The organism is Actinomadura rubrisoli (genome assembly GCF_004349215.1).
GTDB classification, from domain to species: domain Bacteria; phylum Actinomycetota; class Actinomycetes; order Streptosporangiales; family Streptosporangiaceae; genus Spirillospora; species Spirillospora rubrisoli.
This window is the reverse complement of the sequence record NZ_SMKU01000211.1, coordinates 1-15,907: the sequence shown is the minus strand read 5'-3', so window position 1 is coordinate 15,907 and position 15,907 is coordinate 1. Positions and strand designations below refer to the sequence as shown.

General features: G+C 74.5%; 12 protein-coding genes and 1 pseudogene. 6 read left to right on the top strand and 7 right to left on the bottom strand.

Going from position 1 to position 15,907, the window contains the following annotated elements:
* The 4 genes from E1298_RS30705 to E1298_RS30690 all read right to left on the bottom strand — a co-directional run.
* Nucleotides 1-1,221: DUF6986 family protein (locus E1298_RS30705; RefSeq protein WP_131899438.1), on the bottom strand; the 1,221-nt coding region annotated here is incomplete at its 3' end.
* A 103-nt stretch (nt 1,222-1,324) separates the two neighbouring features.
* Nucleotides 1,325-2,734, bottom strand: coding sequence for a YlbE family protein (locus E1298_RS30700; RefSeq protein ID WP_131899436.1), 1,410 nt, complete (start codon nt 2,732-2,734; stop codon nt 1,325-1,327).
* Nucleotides 2,735-2,770: 36 nt separating this feature from the next.
* Nucleotides 2,771-4,213 (bottom strand): FdrA family protein, encoded by a 1,443-nt coding sequence (locus E1298_RS30695; protein ID WP_207944934.1) that lies wholly within the window; start codon nt 4,211-4,213, stop codon nt 2,771-2,773.
* A gap of 73 nt (nt 4,214-4,286) precedes the next feature.
* Nucleotides 4,287-5,210, bottom strand: coding sequence for an oxamate carbamoyltransferase subunit AllH family protein (locus E1298_RS30690; RefSeq protein ID WP_131899434.1), 924 nt, complete (start codon nt 5,208-5,210; stop codon nt 4,287-4,289).
* Between the two features lie 211 nt (nt 5,211-5,421).
* On the opposite strand from E1298_RS30690, the gene E1298_RS30685 reads away from it, so the two are divergent.
* The 5 genes from E1298_RS30685 (at nt 5,422) to cutA (ending at nt 12,711) form a co-directional block, all read left to right on the top strand.
* Nucleotides 5,422-7,266 carry a PucR family transcriptional regulator gene (locus E1298_RS30685; protein ID WP_131899432.1) on the top strand — a complete coding sequence of 615 codons (1,845 nt, stop codon included), beginning with the start codon at nt 5,422-5,424 and terminating at the stop codon, nt 7,264-7,266.
* A 179-nt stretch (nt 7,267-7,445) separates the two neighbouring features.
* Nucleotides 7,446-8,912 carry a uracil-xanthine permease family protein gene (locus E1298_RS30680; protein ID WP_131899430.1) on the top strand — a complete coding sequence of 489 codons (1,467 nt, stop codon included), beginning with the start codon at nt 7,446-7,448 and terminating at the stop codon, nt 8,910-8,912.
* Nucleotides 8,913-8,924: 12 nt separating this feature from the next.
* Complete coding sequence (locus E1298_RS30675; RefSeq protein ID WP_131899428.1) at nt 8,925-9,785, top strand: FAD binding domain-containing protein; 861 nt, start codon at nt 8,925-8,927, stop codon at nt 9,783-9,785.
* The gene (locus tag E1298_RS30670; RefSeq protein ID WP_131899426.1) at nt 9,785-10,270 is read left to right on the top strand and encodes a (2Fe-2S)-binding protein; all 486 of its coding nucleotides are present in this window, start codon (nt 9,785-9,787) and stop codon (nt 10,268-10,270) included. Before E1298_RS30675 ends, E1298_RS30670 begins: the two co-directional genes overlap by 1 nt.
* Entirely contained in the window at nt 10,270-12,711 is a 2,442-nt protein-coding gene (cutA, locus tag E1298_RS30665) for an aerobic carbon-monoxide dehydrogenase large subunit (protein WP_131899424.1), read from the top strand. Before E1298_RS30670 ends, cutA begins: the two co-directional genes overlap by 1 nt.
* Nucleotides 12,712-12,849: 138 nt before the next feature.
* Here cutA and E1298_RS30660 read toward each other — a convergent pair whose 3' ends face one another.
* Nucleotides 12,850-13,692: a polysaccharide deacetylase family protein gene (locus tag E1298_RS30660; protein ID WP_131899422.1), complete on the bottom strand. Its 843-nt coding sequence runs from the start codon at nt 13,690-13,692 to the stop codon at nt 12,850-12,852.
* A 209-nt stretch (nt 13,693-13,901) separates the two neighbouring features.
* On the opposite strand from E1298_RS30660, the pseudogene E1298_RS50645 reads away from it, so the two are divergent.
* Nucleotides 13,902-14,270 (top strand): annotated as a pseudogene (locus E1298_RS50645) (SRPBCC family protein); the annotation flags it as partial.
* A gap of 61 nt (nt 14,271-14,331) precedes the next feature.
* Here E1298_RS50645 and E1298_RS50640 read toward each other — a convergent pair.
* Both E1298_RS50640 and E1298_RS30650 read right to left on the bottom strand, forming a co-directional pair.
* Nucleotides 14,332-15,123 carry a Pr6Pr family membrane protein gene (locus E1298_RS50640; protein ID WP_243725909.1) on the bottom strand — a complete coding sequence of 264 codons (792 nt, stop codon included), beginning with the start codon at nt 15,121-15,123 and terminating at the stop codon, nt 14,332-14,334.
* Nucleotides 15,120-15,749, bottom strand: coding sequence for an ABC transporter permease subunit (locus E1298_RS30650; RefSeq protein ID WP_207944933.1), 630 nt, complete (start codon nt 15,747-15,749; stop codon nt 15,120-15,122). Before E1298_RS30650 ends, E1298_RS50640 begins: the two co-directional genes overlap by 4 nt.
* Nucleotides 15,750-15,907 lie beyond the last annotated feature (158 nt).

The window sequence follows — 15,907 nt, the reverse complement described above, 5'->3', positions numbered from 1 at the left end:
GGGGGTGGAGGAGGCGGGCAGGACGCTCTCGTCCAGGGCGCCGCAGTCGACGGCGCGGCGCAGGCGGGCGACGAGCGCCTTGACGGTGGCGGGCTCTTCGAGCACGCCGGCCATGCCGCCCGAGTGCTCGTGCCAGGCCCGCACCCGTCCGATGACGTCGTCCACGCCGCTCAGGTGGTAGGCGTAGACGGCCGCGTACCGGCTGGGCAGGTGCGCCGGGTGCAGGTCCCAGCCCTGGTAGAAGCCGTGCCGCAGCGAGTGCCGGACATGGGAGGCGTGCACCGACCAGGCCGCGTTGACCTCGTCCGGGCCGTCGTTGCGGGGGATGACGTTGGTCGAGCCGTCCGACAGCCGGACGCCGGTCCCGGCGAGGGAGACCTGCATGACGTGGCGGGCGAAGTCGCAGGCCGGGTGGTCGAGGCGCTGCTGGTCCGGGGGCAGCCCGAGCGCGGCGGTGTAGTCGTACACGCCGAAGTGCGCGGCGGTCAGCCGTCCCGCCGCGGCCGACACGATGCCGGGCAGCGCCATGCGCCCCTCGGGGTCGATGACGGCCTCGGTGGTCTCCACCTGGATCTCGAAGCGCAGGATGCCGGACGGCAGGCCGAGCGCCGTCTCCAGCCGGTCCAGGTACTCCACGAACAGCGCGACCTGCGCGGCCGTCTCCACCTTGGGGAAGGTGATGGTGAACCCGCCGGGCAGCCGGCCGAGCCGGTCGCGCAGCGCGGTGAGGAACCCGTCCAGGGTCCGCATCGCGCGGTCGTGGCCGCCGTCGGCGAACGACTTGACGCGCAGCCCCCAGTAGTGGGGCAGGCCCTTGACCTGGTACGCGGCGCTCACGGCGTCGACGACCTGCGCGATGTGGGCGTCCTCCTCCTCGTCGGAGCGGACACCGTAGCCGTCCTCGAAGTCGATCCGGACGTCCTCCACCGGCTCACCGGCGAGCTTGGCCGCGACCCGCTCGCGGACGAGCCCGGCGATCTCCGGATCGAGGCCGAACGCGGCGCCGAACGACCCGGCGCCGGGGGTGTGCGTGTTGAGCAGGCGCAGCGCCTCGGCGCCGAAGTCGGCGGGCGTCGAACGGGAGAACCGATCGGCCGGCACGTACACCGTGTGCACCGGCTGGCGGCCTTCGGCGGCCCCGGGATAGCGCTCGCCGTGCTCGCCGCGGACGGCGGCGATGCGCGCGGACAGGTCGTCGAACGAGGAGACGCTGAGGTTCACCCCGACATGATCCCCCACGCCGCCCGGGGGAGGGAACCTGCTCGCCGAGATCCGGCCGCCCACGCCAAGGTCATCCCGCCCGCGCCGCGACCGGCCGGCGCCGTCACACGATCTCGGCGAGGGCGTGCAGGGCGTCGGTGAACACGCCCGCGGGCGGCTCCACGAGCCCGGCGCCGACCTGGCCCGTGCCCGCCTCCCGCCCCGCGATGCCGGTGTCGATGACCGGCAGGATCCCCGTCCGGACGACCCGCGCGACGTCGATGCCCACCGGCGTGCCGCGGAACGACAGCAGCGGGATCTGCAGCGCGGGGTGCTCGGCGAGAGTGATCTCGTACATCCGCTGGGTGGCGGCCACGGCGTCGGGCACCTCGCCGCCGACGAACCGGACGATCGCGGGCGCGGCGGCCAGCGCGAACCCGCCCATCCCCGCCGTCTCGGTGATGGCAGAGTCGCCGATGTCGGGATTGGCGTCGTCCGGCCCGTAGCCGCCCAGGTAGAGCCCGTCCGGGACGCCCGCGGGCCCGGTGAACCAGCGGTCGCCCGTCCCCGAGACCTGGATGCCGAAGTCGGTGCCGTTGCGCGCCATCGCCACGACCAGGCCGGACCCCGGGACGCCGCGCGCCGCGTCCGCCGACGCCTTCGCCGCGGCCATGCCCGCGTTGAGGAAGAAGTGGTCGTTGCCCGCCGCGAACCGCAGCGCCGCCGCCACCTGGTCGCGGGGCACGTCGGCGGCGGCGAGGTCGGGCGCCAGCTCGCGCAGCAGCAGCGACGTCGCCGCCCGGTTCCGGTTGTGCAGCTCGTCGCCCATCTGCAGGGCCTGCGCGATCAGCGACAGCAGGTCGAGCGGCCCGTGCAGCCGGACCGCCGCCTGGAGCGCGGGGCCGAGGACCGCGCCCATCCAGCGCAGCCGCTCGATCACCTCCGGCCCGTACGCCCCGTAGCGCAGGACCTTGCCGAGCCCCTCGTTCAGCGAGCAGTAGGACGTGCCGCGGTACTCGGCGTCCTCCACCACCAGCATCCACATGGACGGGCTGACCACGCCCGCCATCGGCCCCACCGCGCCGTGGTGGTGGCACGGCTCGAACGCGGCACCGCCCCGCTCCAGCTCCCGCTCGGCGCCGAGCGGCGTCTCGGCCAGCTCCTCCAGCAGCATCGCGCCGATCAGCGCGCCGCGCATCGGGCCGGACGCGCGGTCCCACTCCAGCGGCGGCCCCGCGTGCAGGAACGACCCGGTCTCCAACCCGAGCACTTCGCGGGCGGGCCGCACGTCGACCAGATGGGGACGGGCGGTCACCATCCGGCGCACCGCCCGGGCGTTCGCGTCGGCGTGGCCGGGATCGCCGAGCACCGCCGCCAGCGCCGCCTCCGTGCCCGGCGGGGGCGGGCGCCAGTCGACCGCCTCCACCGGCACCGCCTGCCGCTCCAGCGCGTCCGCCAGCACCTCCACGCCGGCGGTGACGACCCGGGGCTCCCGCGAGAGCAGCCCGCCCAGCCGGTGCCGCGCCTCGGTCATCCAGCGCTCTCTTCAATCATCCAGCGTCCCCTTCGATCATCCAGAGTCCCCCTCCACCAGCGACAGCGCGCGCCGGGCCGCCTGCGCGTTGGAGGCGAACACGTCCGCGCCCGCGTCCCGCAGCGCCGCCGCCTGCCGGTCCCGGTCCTGCGGGTCGGACGGCGTCCCGCACAGCGACACCACCGCCGCCAGATCGGAACGGTCCTTCAGCGCCGCGCGGAGCGCCGGGACCAGCGCCGCGGCGGGATCCGGCTCCGCGCCGTAGCCGAGCACCACGTCCAGCAGCAGCACGCCGACCGCCGTGTCGGCGGCCTCGCCCGCCAGCGCCTCCAGCCGGAGCGCCGGGTCGATCATCGGGTGGGCGCGGCCCCGCGTGTAGGCGTCGTCGCCGAAGTCGGTGAATCGGTGGCCGCGCGCCTCCAGGTCCCAGCCGAGCGCGCCCCGCACGATCGCCTCGGCCTCGTCGCGGTGCGTCCCGCCCGCGAACAGCCCGCGCAGCGCCCGCCCGGCCACGCCCGCCGCCGGACGGTCCGGCGCGGCCCACCTCGGCCACTCGGGCACCGGGCGGCCGAGCGCCTCCAGGGCCTTCTCCACCGCCCGCGTCAGATCGTCCTCGCCGGGCACCGGCAGCGCGAACACCACCGGCGTCTCCAGGCGCCGCGCCGCCTCCCGGATCAGGTCGGCCACCTGCGGCGCCGGCGGCTTGGACACCAGCACGATCAGCTCGGTGCCGGGGTCGGCGTCCAGCGCCGCCAGCGCGGCCAGCGCCGACCGCCCGCTCACCTCCGGCGACAGGTCCCGCCCGCCGACGCCGAGGACGTGGCTGACGCCGGTGCCCGCCGCGTCCAGCAGGCACATGAGCTGCTGCGCGCCCGTCCCGGACGCCGCGACCACGCCCACCGGCCCCGGCCGCACCGCGTTGGCGAACCCGAGCCCGGCGCCGCCGATCACGGCGGTGCCGCAGTCCGGGCCCATCACGATGAGGCCGCGCCGCGCCGCCGCCTCCTTCAGCGCGATCTCCTGGGCGAGCGGCACGTTGTCGCTGAAGATCATGACGTTGAGGCCCGCGTCCAGCGCGTCCATCGCCTCGGGGAACACCTGCGGGCCGGGCACCGACAGCAGCGCGACCGTCGCCTCCCCGCGCGCCGCCGCGGACGCGGTCGTCCGCGGCCGGGGCGGCGCCAGCGGCCCCGCACCGGCCGGGACCCGGTTCGCCTCGCTCAGCAGCCCGTCCAGCGCCTCGCGCGCGGCGCCCAGCGCCTCCTCGCCGTCCGCGCGGATCGCGACCACCAGATCGCCGGGCCCCGCGTCCGCCGGGACCTCGAACCCCATCCGGCCGAGCATCTCCAGGTTCAGCCCGGTGCCCATCGCCGTCATCGCCCCGCCCACGCCCGGCAGCTCCGACACCGCCCGGCTCACCAGCATGAGGGTCACCGAGTCGTGGTAGCCCCCCCGCCGCACCTCGACCCACCGCTTCACGAATCGTCCCTCAAGGACCCCACGCCGTGTCTCCCGCTCGCGCTGTGTCTCCCGCTCGCGTTGTGTTTCCCGCTCACGCTGTGGCCCTGTGGGGGGTGGAGGTGGTGAGGGCGAGGGCGGCCCGGCAGCCCGCGAGGACGCCCCAGGCCAGGTCCGCGCCGGAGGTGTGGCCGACGGCGAGCAGGCGCCGGACGGCCGGGGCCACGGGCTCGTGGCCCGCGACGCCGCTCAGGACGGCGGCGACCTCGGCGCCCGCGCCGCCCGACGCAGCGCAGTGCAGGAGGGTCGCGGCGAGCGCGGTGGTGCGGGTCCCGGCGTCGGCGGTGACGGCGGCGCCGAGCCAGTCGGCCAGCCACACCGCCGACTCGCCGGGGCGGACGGCGCCGCCGACGAGCCGCAGCGAGACCAGCAGGCCGGACAGGATGTCGTCGCCGCTCGGCGTCAGCCCGGGGCCGAGGCCCACGATCCGCTCGGCCGCCTCGACGGCGCCCGCGAGGTCGCCGGCGGCGCAGGACTCGGCGAGCAGCGCCGGATCGGGATGCCCGGCGAGGCCGCCGCCGGTCATCCCGGCGGCGCCGAGCGCGGTCTCCAGGGCGTGGACGCCCCGGGTCAGCGCGGCCGGGCGCAGCGCGCCGAGCGCGGGCGAGGGGTCCCACCAGCGGCGGACGCGGACGCACAGCGGGCCGGCCTCCACGCGGCCGTCGCCGACCCACGCCTCGCCGCCCTCGCGGATCAGGCGGAACGGCTGCTCGCGGCGGGCCGCGACGATCACCATCGCGTTCGGCAGGCGGGTCGCGTCGGAGGTGACCACGGCGAGCACCCGCGGCTCGCGCTCGCCGCGCATCTCCAGGTACAGCGCCGACGGGAACGCGGCGATGACGCGGGCCGGGCGGCGCGGCGGATCGAGGAGCGGGCGCAGCGCCAGGCTGGCCGCCCCGGCGGTCGGGGGCGGCCCTCCCGCGCGCAGCGGGACCGGGTCGCGCACGAGGGCAGTCACAGATCCTCCCGAGGCCGGTGTCGGATGCCTTCGCCCCGCGAACGGCCCGACCTCTGCCGAGACGGTAGAACGGGCTCCGCACCGGACGTATGGATAAACCTGCCAAGGATGGTTGTCATCGTTCGTCTTTGTTGTCAGGGTTGATCAGAAACCGGTAGCGATCACGCCATAAGGGGCGATGTACGCACCAAAAGGCGAGGTGACCCCTGGCATGAGTTACACCACTGCGGACCCGGGCCCACCGGCCCTCCGGCTCGCGAGCACCGGAACACTGACCTATGGCCTTTCCGTCGGCGAGGTTCTCGGCGTCAGCACCCTGAACGGCGCGCGCCTCATCGCGGGACGCGCCGGACTCGAGCGCATCGTCCAGCGGCTCAACGTGATGGAGGTTCCCGACATCCTGTCGTGGGTGAAGCCGAACGAACTGCTCCTCACCACCGGCTACCCACTGCGCAACACCCCGCAATCGCTCGACAACCTGGTCGCCGACCTGGACGAGCGCGGCCTGGCGGCCCTGGCCATCAAGCTCGGCCGCTATCTCGAATCGCTCCCGGCCGAGATGATCGCGCAGGCCGACCGCCGCGGCTTCCCCCTGATCCTGCTCCCGAACGACGTCGGCTTCGACGACATCCTCAACCAGGTCCTGACCGACATCCTGAACCGGCAGGCCGCCGTGCTCGCGCGCACCGAGGAGGTGCACCGGGCGCTGGTGCAGATCGTGCTGTGCGGCGGCGGCCTCCAGGAGGTCGTGGACGAGGTCGCGACCCTGCTGGACGTCGCCGTCGTCGTCCTGGACGGCGAGCAGCGCGTGCTGGCGGGCGCCGGCCCGGACGAGCAGGTCCAGGCGATGCGGGCGTTCGACGCCGGCCGGCACACGGCGTGCGGGCGCGGCGGCTGCGGCATCGCCGGCGCGCACGGCACGTCCGACCATCTGGTGGTGCCCGTCGTCGCGGGCGGGTTCGACCACGGCCGGATCATCGCGTTCAGCCCCGGCGGGACGCTGCGCGGCACCGACCTCGGCATCCTGGAGCGGGCCGCGACCGTCGCCGCGCTGGTGGTGACGAAGCAGCAGGCCGTCGCGGCGGTCGAGAGCAAGTACCGCGCGGACTTCCTGCGCGACGTCCTCGCGGGCCGCGCCGGCGACGACGACCGGATCGTCGCGCACTGCGACGGGTTCGGCTGGGACCTGGACCGCCCGATGATGGTGGTCGTGGCCGAGTTGGACGGCCGCCCGCGCGGCACCGGCACCGGATCCGCCCCCCAGGCGTCCGGCGCCGAGGCCGAGGGCAGGCCCGCCGGGGCCGCCAGGTCCCGGGAGCGGGGCCGGGCCGCCGAGCCCGACCCCGGGACGCGCGGCGTCCGCGGCGCCGAGGAGCGCTCCGCCCAGGAGCGCCTGGCGGCCGCCTGGACGACGGCCGTCCGGCGGCACGACCCGGGCGCGGCCGTGGCGAGCTTCGCGCACGAGGTGGTGGCGGTCATCGGCGTGGACGCCGACGATCCGGTGCCGTCCCCGCCGGCGGGCCCCGGACGGCCTCCGGGACTTCCGTCGGGGCCGGTCCAGGCGATGGTCAAGGAGGCGTCGTCGGTGTTCGCCGAGCACCTGCCGGTGCGGCGGACGTTCTCCACCGGCGTCAGCCGCACCGTGACCTCGCCCGCCGAGCTGCCCGAGGCGTACGAGCAGGCCGTCAAGGCGGTGCGGGTGGGACGGCAGCTCCACGGCGCCGGGGCCCGCGCGCACTTCGACCAGCTCGGCGTGTACCGGCTGCTGAGCCTGGTGTCGGACCCGGCCGAGCTGCACGCGTTCGTCCGGGAGACGCTGGGCGACCTCGCCTCCGACGACGAGCCGGAGCTGGTGGACCTGCGGCGCACCCTCCAGGTGCTGCTGGAGACCAACCTCAACGTCGCCGAGACCGCGCGGCGGCTGCACTTCCACTACAACACGCTGCGCTACCGCATCGGGAAGCTGGAACGGATGCTCGGCGCCTTCACCGAGGACGCGCATCTTCGGCTCAACCTCACCCTCGCCCTCCACGTACTGCGCATGCGTGGTATCTGACAGTAGGGGCGCCGGAAAGGAGGCGCCCGCATAAACACGCGCGGGTGAACGCAAGAGGAACCGCGCGACCGGTCCTCCCAATCGGGGACGCGGGCTTTGGCAGAAGTCGCCGATGCCCGCCCACCTGGGTAGATCTACCTTGCCCGCATGACCTGGGCCGGATGAGCAGGGAGGGCCGGATGTCCATCGGCTGGAAGCTGTACGGCGACGGGCGCACGCCGCCGCCCGGCGAGGTCGTCAGGCCGGACGAGCGGCTCTCCTGGCCGCGCACCGCGGGCATCGGCGCCCAGCACGTCGTCGCGATGTTCGGGGCGACGTTCGTGTTCCCGGTCGTGATGGGCCTGGACCCCAACCTGTCCATCATGATGTCCGGGGTCGCGACGGTCCTGTTCCTGCTGATCGTGGGCGGCCGGGTGCCGAGCTACCTCGGCACCAGCGCCTCGTTCGTCGGCGCGGTCGCCGCGATCCGCGCGGCGGGCGGCGACACCGCCGCGGTGACCGGCGCGATCCTCGTCGCCGGCCTCGTGCTCGCGGCCGTCGGGCTGGCCATCCACTACCTCGGCGGCGAGGTCATCCACCTGGTGTTCCCGCCGGTGGTGACCGGCGCGGTGGTGATGCTCATCGGGTTCAACCTGGCCCCGGTGGTCGCGACGGTCTACTGGCCGCAGGACCAGTGGGTCGCGCTGGCGACGCTGTGCTTCGCCGTCCTGTGCACGGTCCTGCTGCGCGGGTTCTGGGCGCGCATCGCGATCCTGCTGGCGCTGGTCTTCGGGTTCGCGCTGTCGTGGATCCTCGACACCCTCCCGAAGACCGGGACGATCACCTCGGTGCTGCCGGGCCAGAACCTGCGGGACGCGGCGGGCAAGGCGTGCCCGTCCGAGGGCCCGTACTGCGTCGCCACCGCGTTCCCGCACGAGCGGCTGAGCTTCACCGGCGTGAAGGGCGCCGACTGGTTCGGCTTCCCCGACCTGCACGCACCCGACTTCAAGACATCGGCGATCCTGCTGGCGCTGCCCCCGGTCATCGCTCTGATCGCCGAGAACACCGGGCACGTCAAGGCCGTCGCGGCGATGACCGGGGACGACCTGAACCCCGTCCTCGGCCGCGCCATCACCGCCGACGGCGTCGGCACCGCCCTCGCGTCGGCGGTCGGCGGCTCGCCCACCACCACCTACGCCGAGAACATCGGCGTCATGGCCGCGACCCGGATCTACTCGACGGCCGCCTACTACGTGGCGGCGGCCGTGGCGATCCTGTTCGGGCTGTGCCCCAAGTTCGGCGCGCTGGTGGCGGCGACGCCGGGCGGCGTGCTCGGCGGGATCACCGTGGTCCTGTACGGGATGATCGGGCTGCTCGGCGCCAAGATCTGGATCGAGAACCGGGTGGACTTCGGCGACCCCGTCAACCTCGTCCCGGTCGCGGCCGCGATCATTCTCGCGATCGGGAACGTGACACTCGACATCACCGATGACTTCCCGCTCCAGGGCATCGCGCTCGGCACCATCGCCGTGCTGGTCGGCTACCACGCGCTGAACGCCGTCGCACGGGGCGCGCGGGGCCCGGACGGCTCGGGCGGGGGCGTGATCGCGCCCAAGGAGAAGGAGATCGGCGGCCCCGTCCGCCCTCCCGCGACCGACGCCGGCTGACGGGCCGCGCCGGTGAAACCGCCCCCCTTCGGCTACCACGCCCCCCGCACCCTCGCCGAGGCGCTGGACGCCCTCGCCGCCGCCCCGGCGGGCAAGGTCCTCGCGGGAGGGCAGAGCCTCATCCCGCTGCTCAACATGCGGCTGGCCGCGCCGCCCGAGCTGGTCGACATCAACCGCGTCGCCGAGCTGGACACCCTGCACGTCGGGGACGGCGGCGTCCGGGTCGGCGCGCTCGCCCGGCACACCCGGGTGGAGCGCTCCGCCGAGGCCGCGTCCGTCCAGCCGCTGCTGCGCCGGGCCCTGCGCCACGTCGCGCACCCCGTCATCCGCAACCGGGGCACGGTCGTCGGGAGCCTCGCGCACGCCGACCCCGCCGCCGAGCTGCCTGCCGTGCTCGCGGTGCTCGGCGGCACGGTCGAGGCCGCCTCGGCGGGCGGCGGGCACCGGACGATCCCGGCGGAGGCGTTCTTCCGCGGGCCGCTGGAGTGCGCGCTGGAACCCGCCGAGATCGCCGTCGCGGCGTTCTTCCCCGCCGCGCCGCCGCGCACCGGGACCGCGTTCGCCGAGACGGCCCGCCGGCACGGCGACTACGCCCTGTCCGGCGTCGCCGCCGTCGTCGCCCTGGATGAGGACCTGCGGGTGAGCGCCGCCCGCGCCGGCTTCCTGGGCATCGCCGCGACGCCGCTCGTCCTCGACCTGACCGGGCCCGCCGGGCCGGGCGGCGACTGGGCGGCCGCCGCCGCGCACGTCCGCGAGGCGATCGACCCCGAAGCCGACATCCACGCGACCGCCGCCTACCGGCGGCACCTGACGGGCGTGCTGACCGAGCGCGCCCTGCGCGCGGCCGGGGCCGACGCCCTGCGGAGGAACTGATGGAGGAGACCCACGAGATCGCGCTGACGGTCAACGGGACGCACCGCACCGCCCGCGCCCCCGCACGGCGGCTGCTGTCGGACCTGCTCCGGCACGACCTCGGGCTGACCGGCACGCACGTCGGCTGCGAGCACGGGGTGTGCGGCTGCTGCACGGTGCTGCTGGACGGGGAGCCCGTCCGGTCGTGCCTGATGCTCGCCGTCACCGCCGCCGGGCACGAGATCACCACCGTGGAGGGGCTCGCCGCCCCGGACGGGACGCCGTCGCCGGTGCAGCGGGCCTTCCGGGACTGCCACGGCCTGCAGTGCGGCTTCTGCACGCCCGGGTTCCTGTGCACGGTGACCGCGCTGCTGCGCGACACGCCGCGTCCGACCGAGGACCAGGTCCTTGAGGGGATCTCGGGGAACCTGTGCCGCTGCACCGGCTACCAGAACATCGTCAAGTCGGTGCACCGCGCCGCCGAACTGCTCGCCGGGGAGGCGTGATGGGCACCCGCGTGTTCGGCGAACCCGTCAAGCGGCGCGAGGACGCCCGGCTCCTGACCGGGCGCGGCCGCTTCCTGGACGACCTCGGACGGGACGCGCTCGCCGCCGCGTTCGTCCGGTCGCCCCACGCCCACGCGCGGATCCTCGACATCGACGTGTCCGGCGCCCTCGACGTGGACGGCCTCGTCGCCGTCTACACGTGGGAGGACCTGCCCGGCCGCGTCGGGGAGCCGCTGCCGCTGCTCATCCCGCACCCCGCGCTGACCCACGGCCGCACCGGGTACCCGCTCGCCCGCGACGTCGTCCGGCACGTGGGCGAGCCCATCGCCATGGTCGTGGCCCGCGACCGCTACCTGGCCGAGGACGCCGCCGAGCGGATCCGCGTCGAGTACCAGACGCTGCCCGCCGTCGTCGGCATCGAGGCCGCCGCGAGCGCCGCGCGCCTCGTCCACGACGACGTGCCGGGCAACGTCGCCGCCGTCCTCGTCCAGGAGAACGGGGACGCCGCCGAGGCGATCGGCGCGGCGCCGCACGTGCTGGAGTTCCGGCTGGCGATCGAGCGCAGCGCGTCCATGCCCCTCGAAGGGCGCGGCGTCTACGCGCGCTGGGACGCGGCCGACGGGTCACTCCGCGTGTACTCCTCCACGCAGGCGTCCACCAGCGTGCGGGCCGCCATCGCCGCGCGGCTCGGGCTGCCGAACGGCAAGGTCGAGGTCGTCGCGCCGGACGTCGGCGGCGGGTTCGGTGTCAAGATCGTCCATCCGTGGCCGGAGGAGGTGCTCGTCCCGTGGGCGGCGCGGCTGCTGGACCGCGAGCTCAAGTGGACCGAGGACCGCCGCGAGCACTTCGTGTCCTCCGCCCACGAGCGCGGGCAGCTCCACGACGTGCGGGTCGGGTTCGACGGCGCCGGGCGCGTCCTCGGCCTGGACGTGCGGATCCGGCACGACCACGGCGCCTACACCCCGTACGGGATCATCATCCCGATCGTCACGTCCACCCAGCTGCTCGGCCCGTACAAGATCGGCGCCTACCGGGCGGAGGTGACGAGCCTGTACACCAACACCGTCATCGTCACCCCGTACCGGGGCGCGGGCCGCCCGCAGGGCGTGTTCTGCATGGAGCGGACGATGGACCGCATCGCCCGCCACCTCGGCCTTGACCGCGCCGCCGTCCGCGCCGCCAACCTCATCCAGCCGGACGAGTTCCCCTACGACCAGGGCCTGACGTTCCAGGACGGCCGTCCGCTCATCTACGACTCGGGCGACTACCCCGAGCTGCTCCGCAAGGCGCGGGAGCTGATCGGCTGGGACGGCTTCGAGGCCGAGCGCGCCGCCGCCGCGTGCCGGGGCCGCCGCATCGGGATCGGGCTCGGGGTGTACGTGGAGGGCACCGGCGTCGGCCCGTACGAGGGCGGGCACGTCGAGATCGACACGGCCGGGCGGGTGCACGTCGCGACCGGCCTGACCTCGCAGGGGCAGGGCCACGAGACCGTCTTCGCCCAGATCGCCGCCTCCGAGTTGGGCGTCCCGATCGGGGACGTGCGCGTCACGACCGGGGACACGCGGCGCTTCGGCTACGCGGTCGGCACGTTCGCGTCCCGCGCCGCCGTGATGAGCGGCAACGCCATCGCGCTGGCCTGCCGGCAGGTGCGGGACAAGGCGCTGCGCATCGCCGGCGAGGCCTTGGAGGCCGACCCGGGCGACCTGGAGATCACCGACGGGGTCGTGCACGTGCGCGGGGACCCGTCGGCGTCCGTCCCGCTGCGCACGGTCGCCGTCCTGTCGAACCCGCTGCGGTACGCGTTCGACGCGGAGACGGCCGCGGCGACGCAGTTCGCGGCCGACCGCCCGCCGACCGAGCCGCCGGTCGCGCCGGGCGACGAGCCGGGCCTGGAGGGACGCGGCTACTACTCGCCCGTCCGGTCGACGTTCGCCGCCGGGGCGCACGCCGCGATCGTGGAGGTCGACCCGGACACCGCCGAGATCGCGATCCTTCGGTACGCGGTCGTCCACGACTGCGGGCGCCTGGTCAACCCGATGGTGGTCGAGGGCCAGATCCACGGCGGCGTCGCGCAGGGCATCGGCGGCGCGCTGTACGAGCGGATGGTCTACGACGAGTCGGGGCAGCTGCTGAACGCCTCGTTCATGGACTTCCTCATGCCGTACGCGACGGAGATCCCGCGCATCGAGACCGACCATCTGGAGACGCCGTCGCCGCTCAACCCGCTCGGCATCAAGGGCGCGGGGGAGGCGGGCGTCATCCCGGTGTCGGCCGTCATCGCCTCGGCCGTCGAGGACGCCGAGGGCGTCCGCATCGACGCGATGCCGCTCTCCCCGGACGCGCTCTACGACCTCCGCGAGCGCGCGGCGAGCGACGCTTCGCTGCGTATCAGGGATGACGCAGGGGTTGATGCCGGCGGGGTTGCTCGGCCGGAGATTTAAGGGTGGGGGACTCAACCTGGGGTTGATGCTGGCGGGGTTGCTCGGGGAGCGGGGGACTCAACCCCGCCAGCGTGACGACGATAGTGCGGAGCGTGACGGGTCGCGGAGGCAAACGCGAATCGTCCGGGTAGGTCGGTTTCAGTCGCCCGCGGGCTTGTCGGGGGCGTTGCCGCCGAGGGACGCGGGGAGGTAGTTCTGCACGGCGGCGGGACGGAACCCCTGCTGCCTGATCCAGCCGAGGATCATCTGGAACTGCTGAGCGAGGCCCTTGCGGTAGTGCATGAGGACGATGTCGCCGGGCTTGAAGCCCTTGCCGCCGTCGCCGCGCGCGAAGCCGTTGAACCCGACGCCGGGGCCCGAGGTGCCGTTGTAGAACTCTGCCGACCACAGCATGATCGACTTGATGCCGCAGTCCTTGGCGACCTTGCGGGTCGTCTCGTTGAAGCTGCCGAAGGGCGGCCGGAAGACCTGCGGGCGCCTGCCGTACTGCGCGGCGATCGCGTCGGAGGAGTCGCAGATCTGCTTCTTCTGGGACTCCGGCGGGAGCGTCGCCATGTTCGGGTGCGAGACGGTGTGGTTCTCCATCACCGAGCCCGCGTTGCGCATCGCCCAGAAGTACTGGCCCTCGCCCTTGATGTAGGTGGACGTCAGGAACGTCAGGATCGGCACTTTCTCCTTGCGGACGAGGTTCACGAACTCCGCGTCGTAGGTGTAGCCGTCGTCGATGGTGAGGAAGACGACGCGCTCCTGCGTGTCGATGTGGTTGAGGACGGGGGGCAGGCCGTCGGGGGAGGTCTTCGGCATCGTCCAGGAGCCGGGCTTGGGCGTGGCCCACTGCTGGTCGGCGAGCGCGGCGCTCAGCTGCGTCCGCACGGAAGGACCCGAGCCTCCGGCCTGGGCGCGCACGACGGGCCATCCGCCCGCGGCCGCGCCGAGCACTCCGGCGGCCACCATGGCGATCACGGGCGTCTTCCCTCGCATCAGCCGCGTTCTCCGTTTCCGGTCGGGGGGAGCCTGTCGTCCCGCATCGGTTGACGCGCGGAGACCGGCGGGGGTTCGCGCCGACCTGCGACGCGTACCGGACATTGTGGCCATGCCCGGCATCGCGGCGGTGTATCTGCCCAATCCTCGGCGCGCCCTCGGCACATGTTGCCGTTCGGCGCGGCCGCCGGGTTCCCTAAAGTCGGGTCATGCAGGTCACCGGCAGTGCCAATGTCGCCGCGCCGCTCGCCCGCGTCTGGGACGCGCTCCAGGATCCGGCCGTCCTCGCCCGGACGATCCCCGGCTGCCAGTCCCTGGAGGAGACGGGCCCGGACGCCTACCGCATGACGGTCTCGGCGGGGGTCGCCTCCATCAAGGGCATCTACGAGGGGCGGGTCGAACTCGCCGACCCCGATCCGCCGCGCGCCTTCACGCTGCGCGCCCGCGGGCAGGGCGCGCCCGGCACGGTCGAGGCGACCGTCCGCGTCCGGCTGTCGGACGGCGACGGATCGACCCGGGTCGACTACGACGCCGACGCGGTCGTCGGCGGGATGATCGGCGGCGTGGGCCAGCGGATGCTCGGCAGCGTGGCCAAGCGGACGGCGACCGACTTCTTCGCGGCCGTCGAGCGGTCGCTGATCACCCCGGCGGAGCCTGGGCCCGTTCCGGCGGCGCCGTCCTCGGCCGCGGCGGCTCGATCCTCCAGTACAGGCACGGTGTATGCGGGACGTGCCGCGGCGGTCCCGGAGCGCGCGTCCGCAGCATGGCCGATGGCCGCCGCGTTCGCCGCCGGAGGCGCGGCCGCCCTGGCCGGAGTCGTCCTCGGATACGCTCTGGGCCGCCGCGCTCGCGGTGCAGGTCGGCCCAGCCGATGAGGAACGCGGCGACCGCCACGAACATCGCCGCGATCCCCGTCGTGTACGTGGTGAGCACGCCGTAGCCGTGGCGCGCCGCGTTCAGGAACGGGTACGGGTACCAGGCGGTGGCGGCGCCGTGCGCGAGGGTGAAGGCGAGGTAGCCGAGCGGGAAGGCCAGCCAGCCGAGCAGCGTCTGTCGCGCGGGCAGCCGGTGCGCGGTGGCGAACAGCAGCCAGTCCAGCGGCACGGCGACGGGCAGGACGCGGTGCTGCGTCCAGGACGTCCAGCCGCCCACCTCGCCGCCGGGCGGCAGCGCGTACACCGCGCCGGTGATGGCCAGGTAGAGGGCGGCCGCGCCGCGCAACCAGTCCACCCGGGGGCGGCCGTACAGGCCGGGCACGGCGCCCGCGAGCAGCGCGGCGGCGCCGATCAGGGTGCTGAGGTGCGTGAAGTAGCCGAGGAAGTCGACGGCGTCCTCGGACGGGCGGCGGCCGAGGAAGCCCGCCGCCACGCTCGCCAGCGCGAGCAGCGCGAGCCCGGCCCGCCAGGCGGCCAGGGCGCGGGCGGGGCTCACGCGTCGCGCCGCTCGAACAGGGCCAGCGCGGCGGCCAGCACGGCCAGCGTGTAGACGGCGAACAGCCCGAGCCCGGTCCACGGGGCGAGCTGCTCCGACTCCCGCACCGGGGACAGGATCGCGGTCCCGGCGTTGGACGGCAGGAACTTGTTGACGGTCTCGCCCCACGACCCGGGCAGGAAGCCGCCCACGATCCCGAGGACGAACATCACCACGAACACCACGACGATCGAGCCCGCGGTGTGCCGCAGCAGCGTCCCGATCCCGAGCGCGAGGACGGCGATCAGCGCGAGGTAGAGCCCGCCGCCGATGACCGCGCGGAGGATCCCCGTGTCGCCGATCGACCCGTCCAGGTCCTTGGTCGCCAGGATGAGCTGGCTGACGTAGAAGGACGCGAACGAGACGGCGATCCCGACGACCAGCACCACGAGGCCGAGCACCACCGTCTTGGCCGCCAGGTAGTGGGCGCGGCGCGGCACCGCCGTGAGCGCGGTCCTGATCATCCCGGTGGCGTGCTCTGAGGTGATCACCAGTACGCCCAGCGCCCCGAAGATCACCATGCCGAAGTAGAACGCGACCTGCGTGGGCAGCATCGGCGTGAACGACGCCCGGTCGCTGTCGCTCATCTCGTCGTAGGACGCGCTGAACGCCAGCGCCCACCACGAGGCCGAGCACCACCGTCTTGGCCGCCAGGTAGTGGGCGCGGCGCGGCACCGCCGTGAGCGCGGTCCTGATCATCCCGGTGGCGTGCTCTGAGGTGATCACCAGTACGCCCAGCGCCCCG

What these genes read in the sequence shown, in the direction of transcription:
- E1298_RS30650 (WP_207944933.1), bottom strand. Translation starts at nt 15,749, where the DNA reads ATGAGCGACAGCGACCGGGCGTCGTTCACGCCGATGCTGCCCACGCAG.
- E1298_RS30700 (WP_131899436.1), bottom strand. Translation starts at nt 2,734, where the DNA reads ATGACCGAGGCGCGGCACCGGCTGGGCGGGCTGCTCTCGCGGGAGCCC.
- cutA (WP_131899424.1), top strand. Translation starts at nt 10,270, where the DNA reads ATGGGCACCCGCGTGTTCGGCGAACCCGTCAAGCGGCGCGAGGACGCC.
- E1298_RS30660 (WP_131899422.1), bottom strand. Translation starts at nt 13,692, where the DNA reads ATGCGAGGGAAGACGCCCGTGATCGCCATGGTGGCCGCCGGAGTGCTC.
- E1298_RS30685 (WP_131899432.1), top strand. Translation starts at nt 5,422, where the DNA reads ATGAGTTACACCACTGCGGACCCGGGCCCACCGGCCCTCCGGCTCGCG.
- E1298_RS30680 (WP_131899430.1), top strand. Translation starts at nt 7,446, where the DNA reads ATGTCCATCGGCTGGAAGCTGTACGGCGACGGGCGCACGCCGCCGCCC.
- E1298_RS30670 (WP_131899426.1), top strand. Translation starts at nt 9,785, where the DNA reads ATGGAGGAGACCCACGAGATCGCGCTGACGGTCAACGGGACGCACCGC.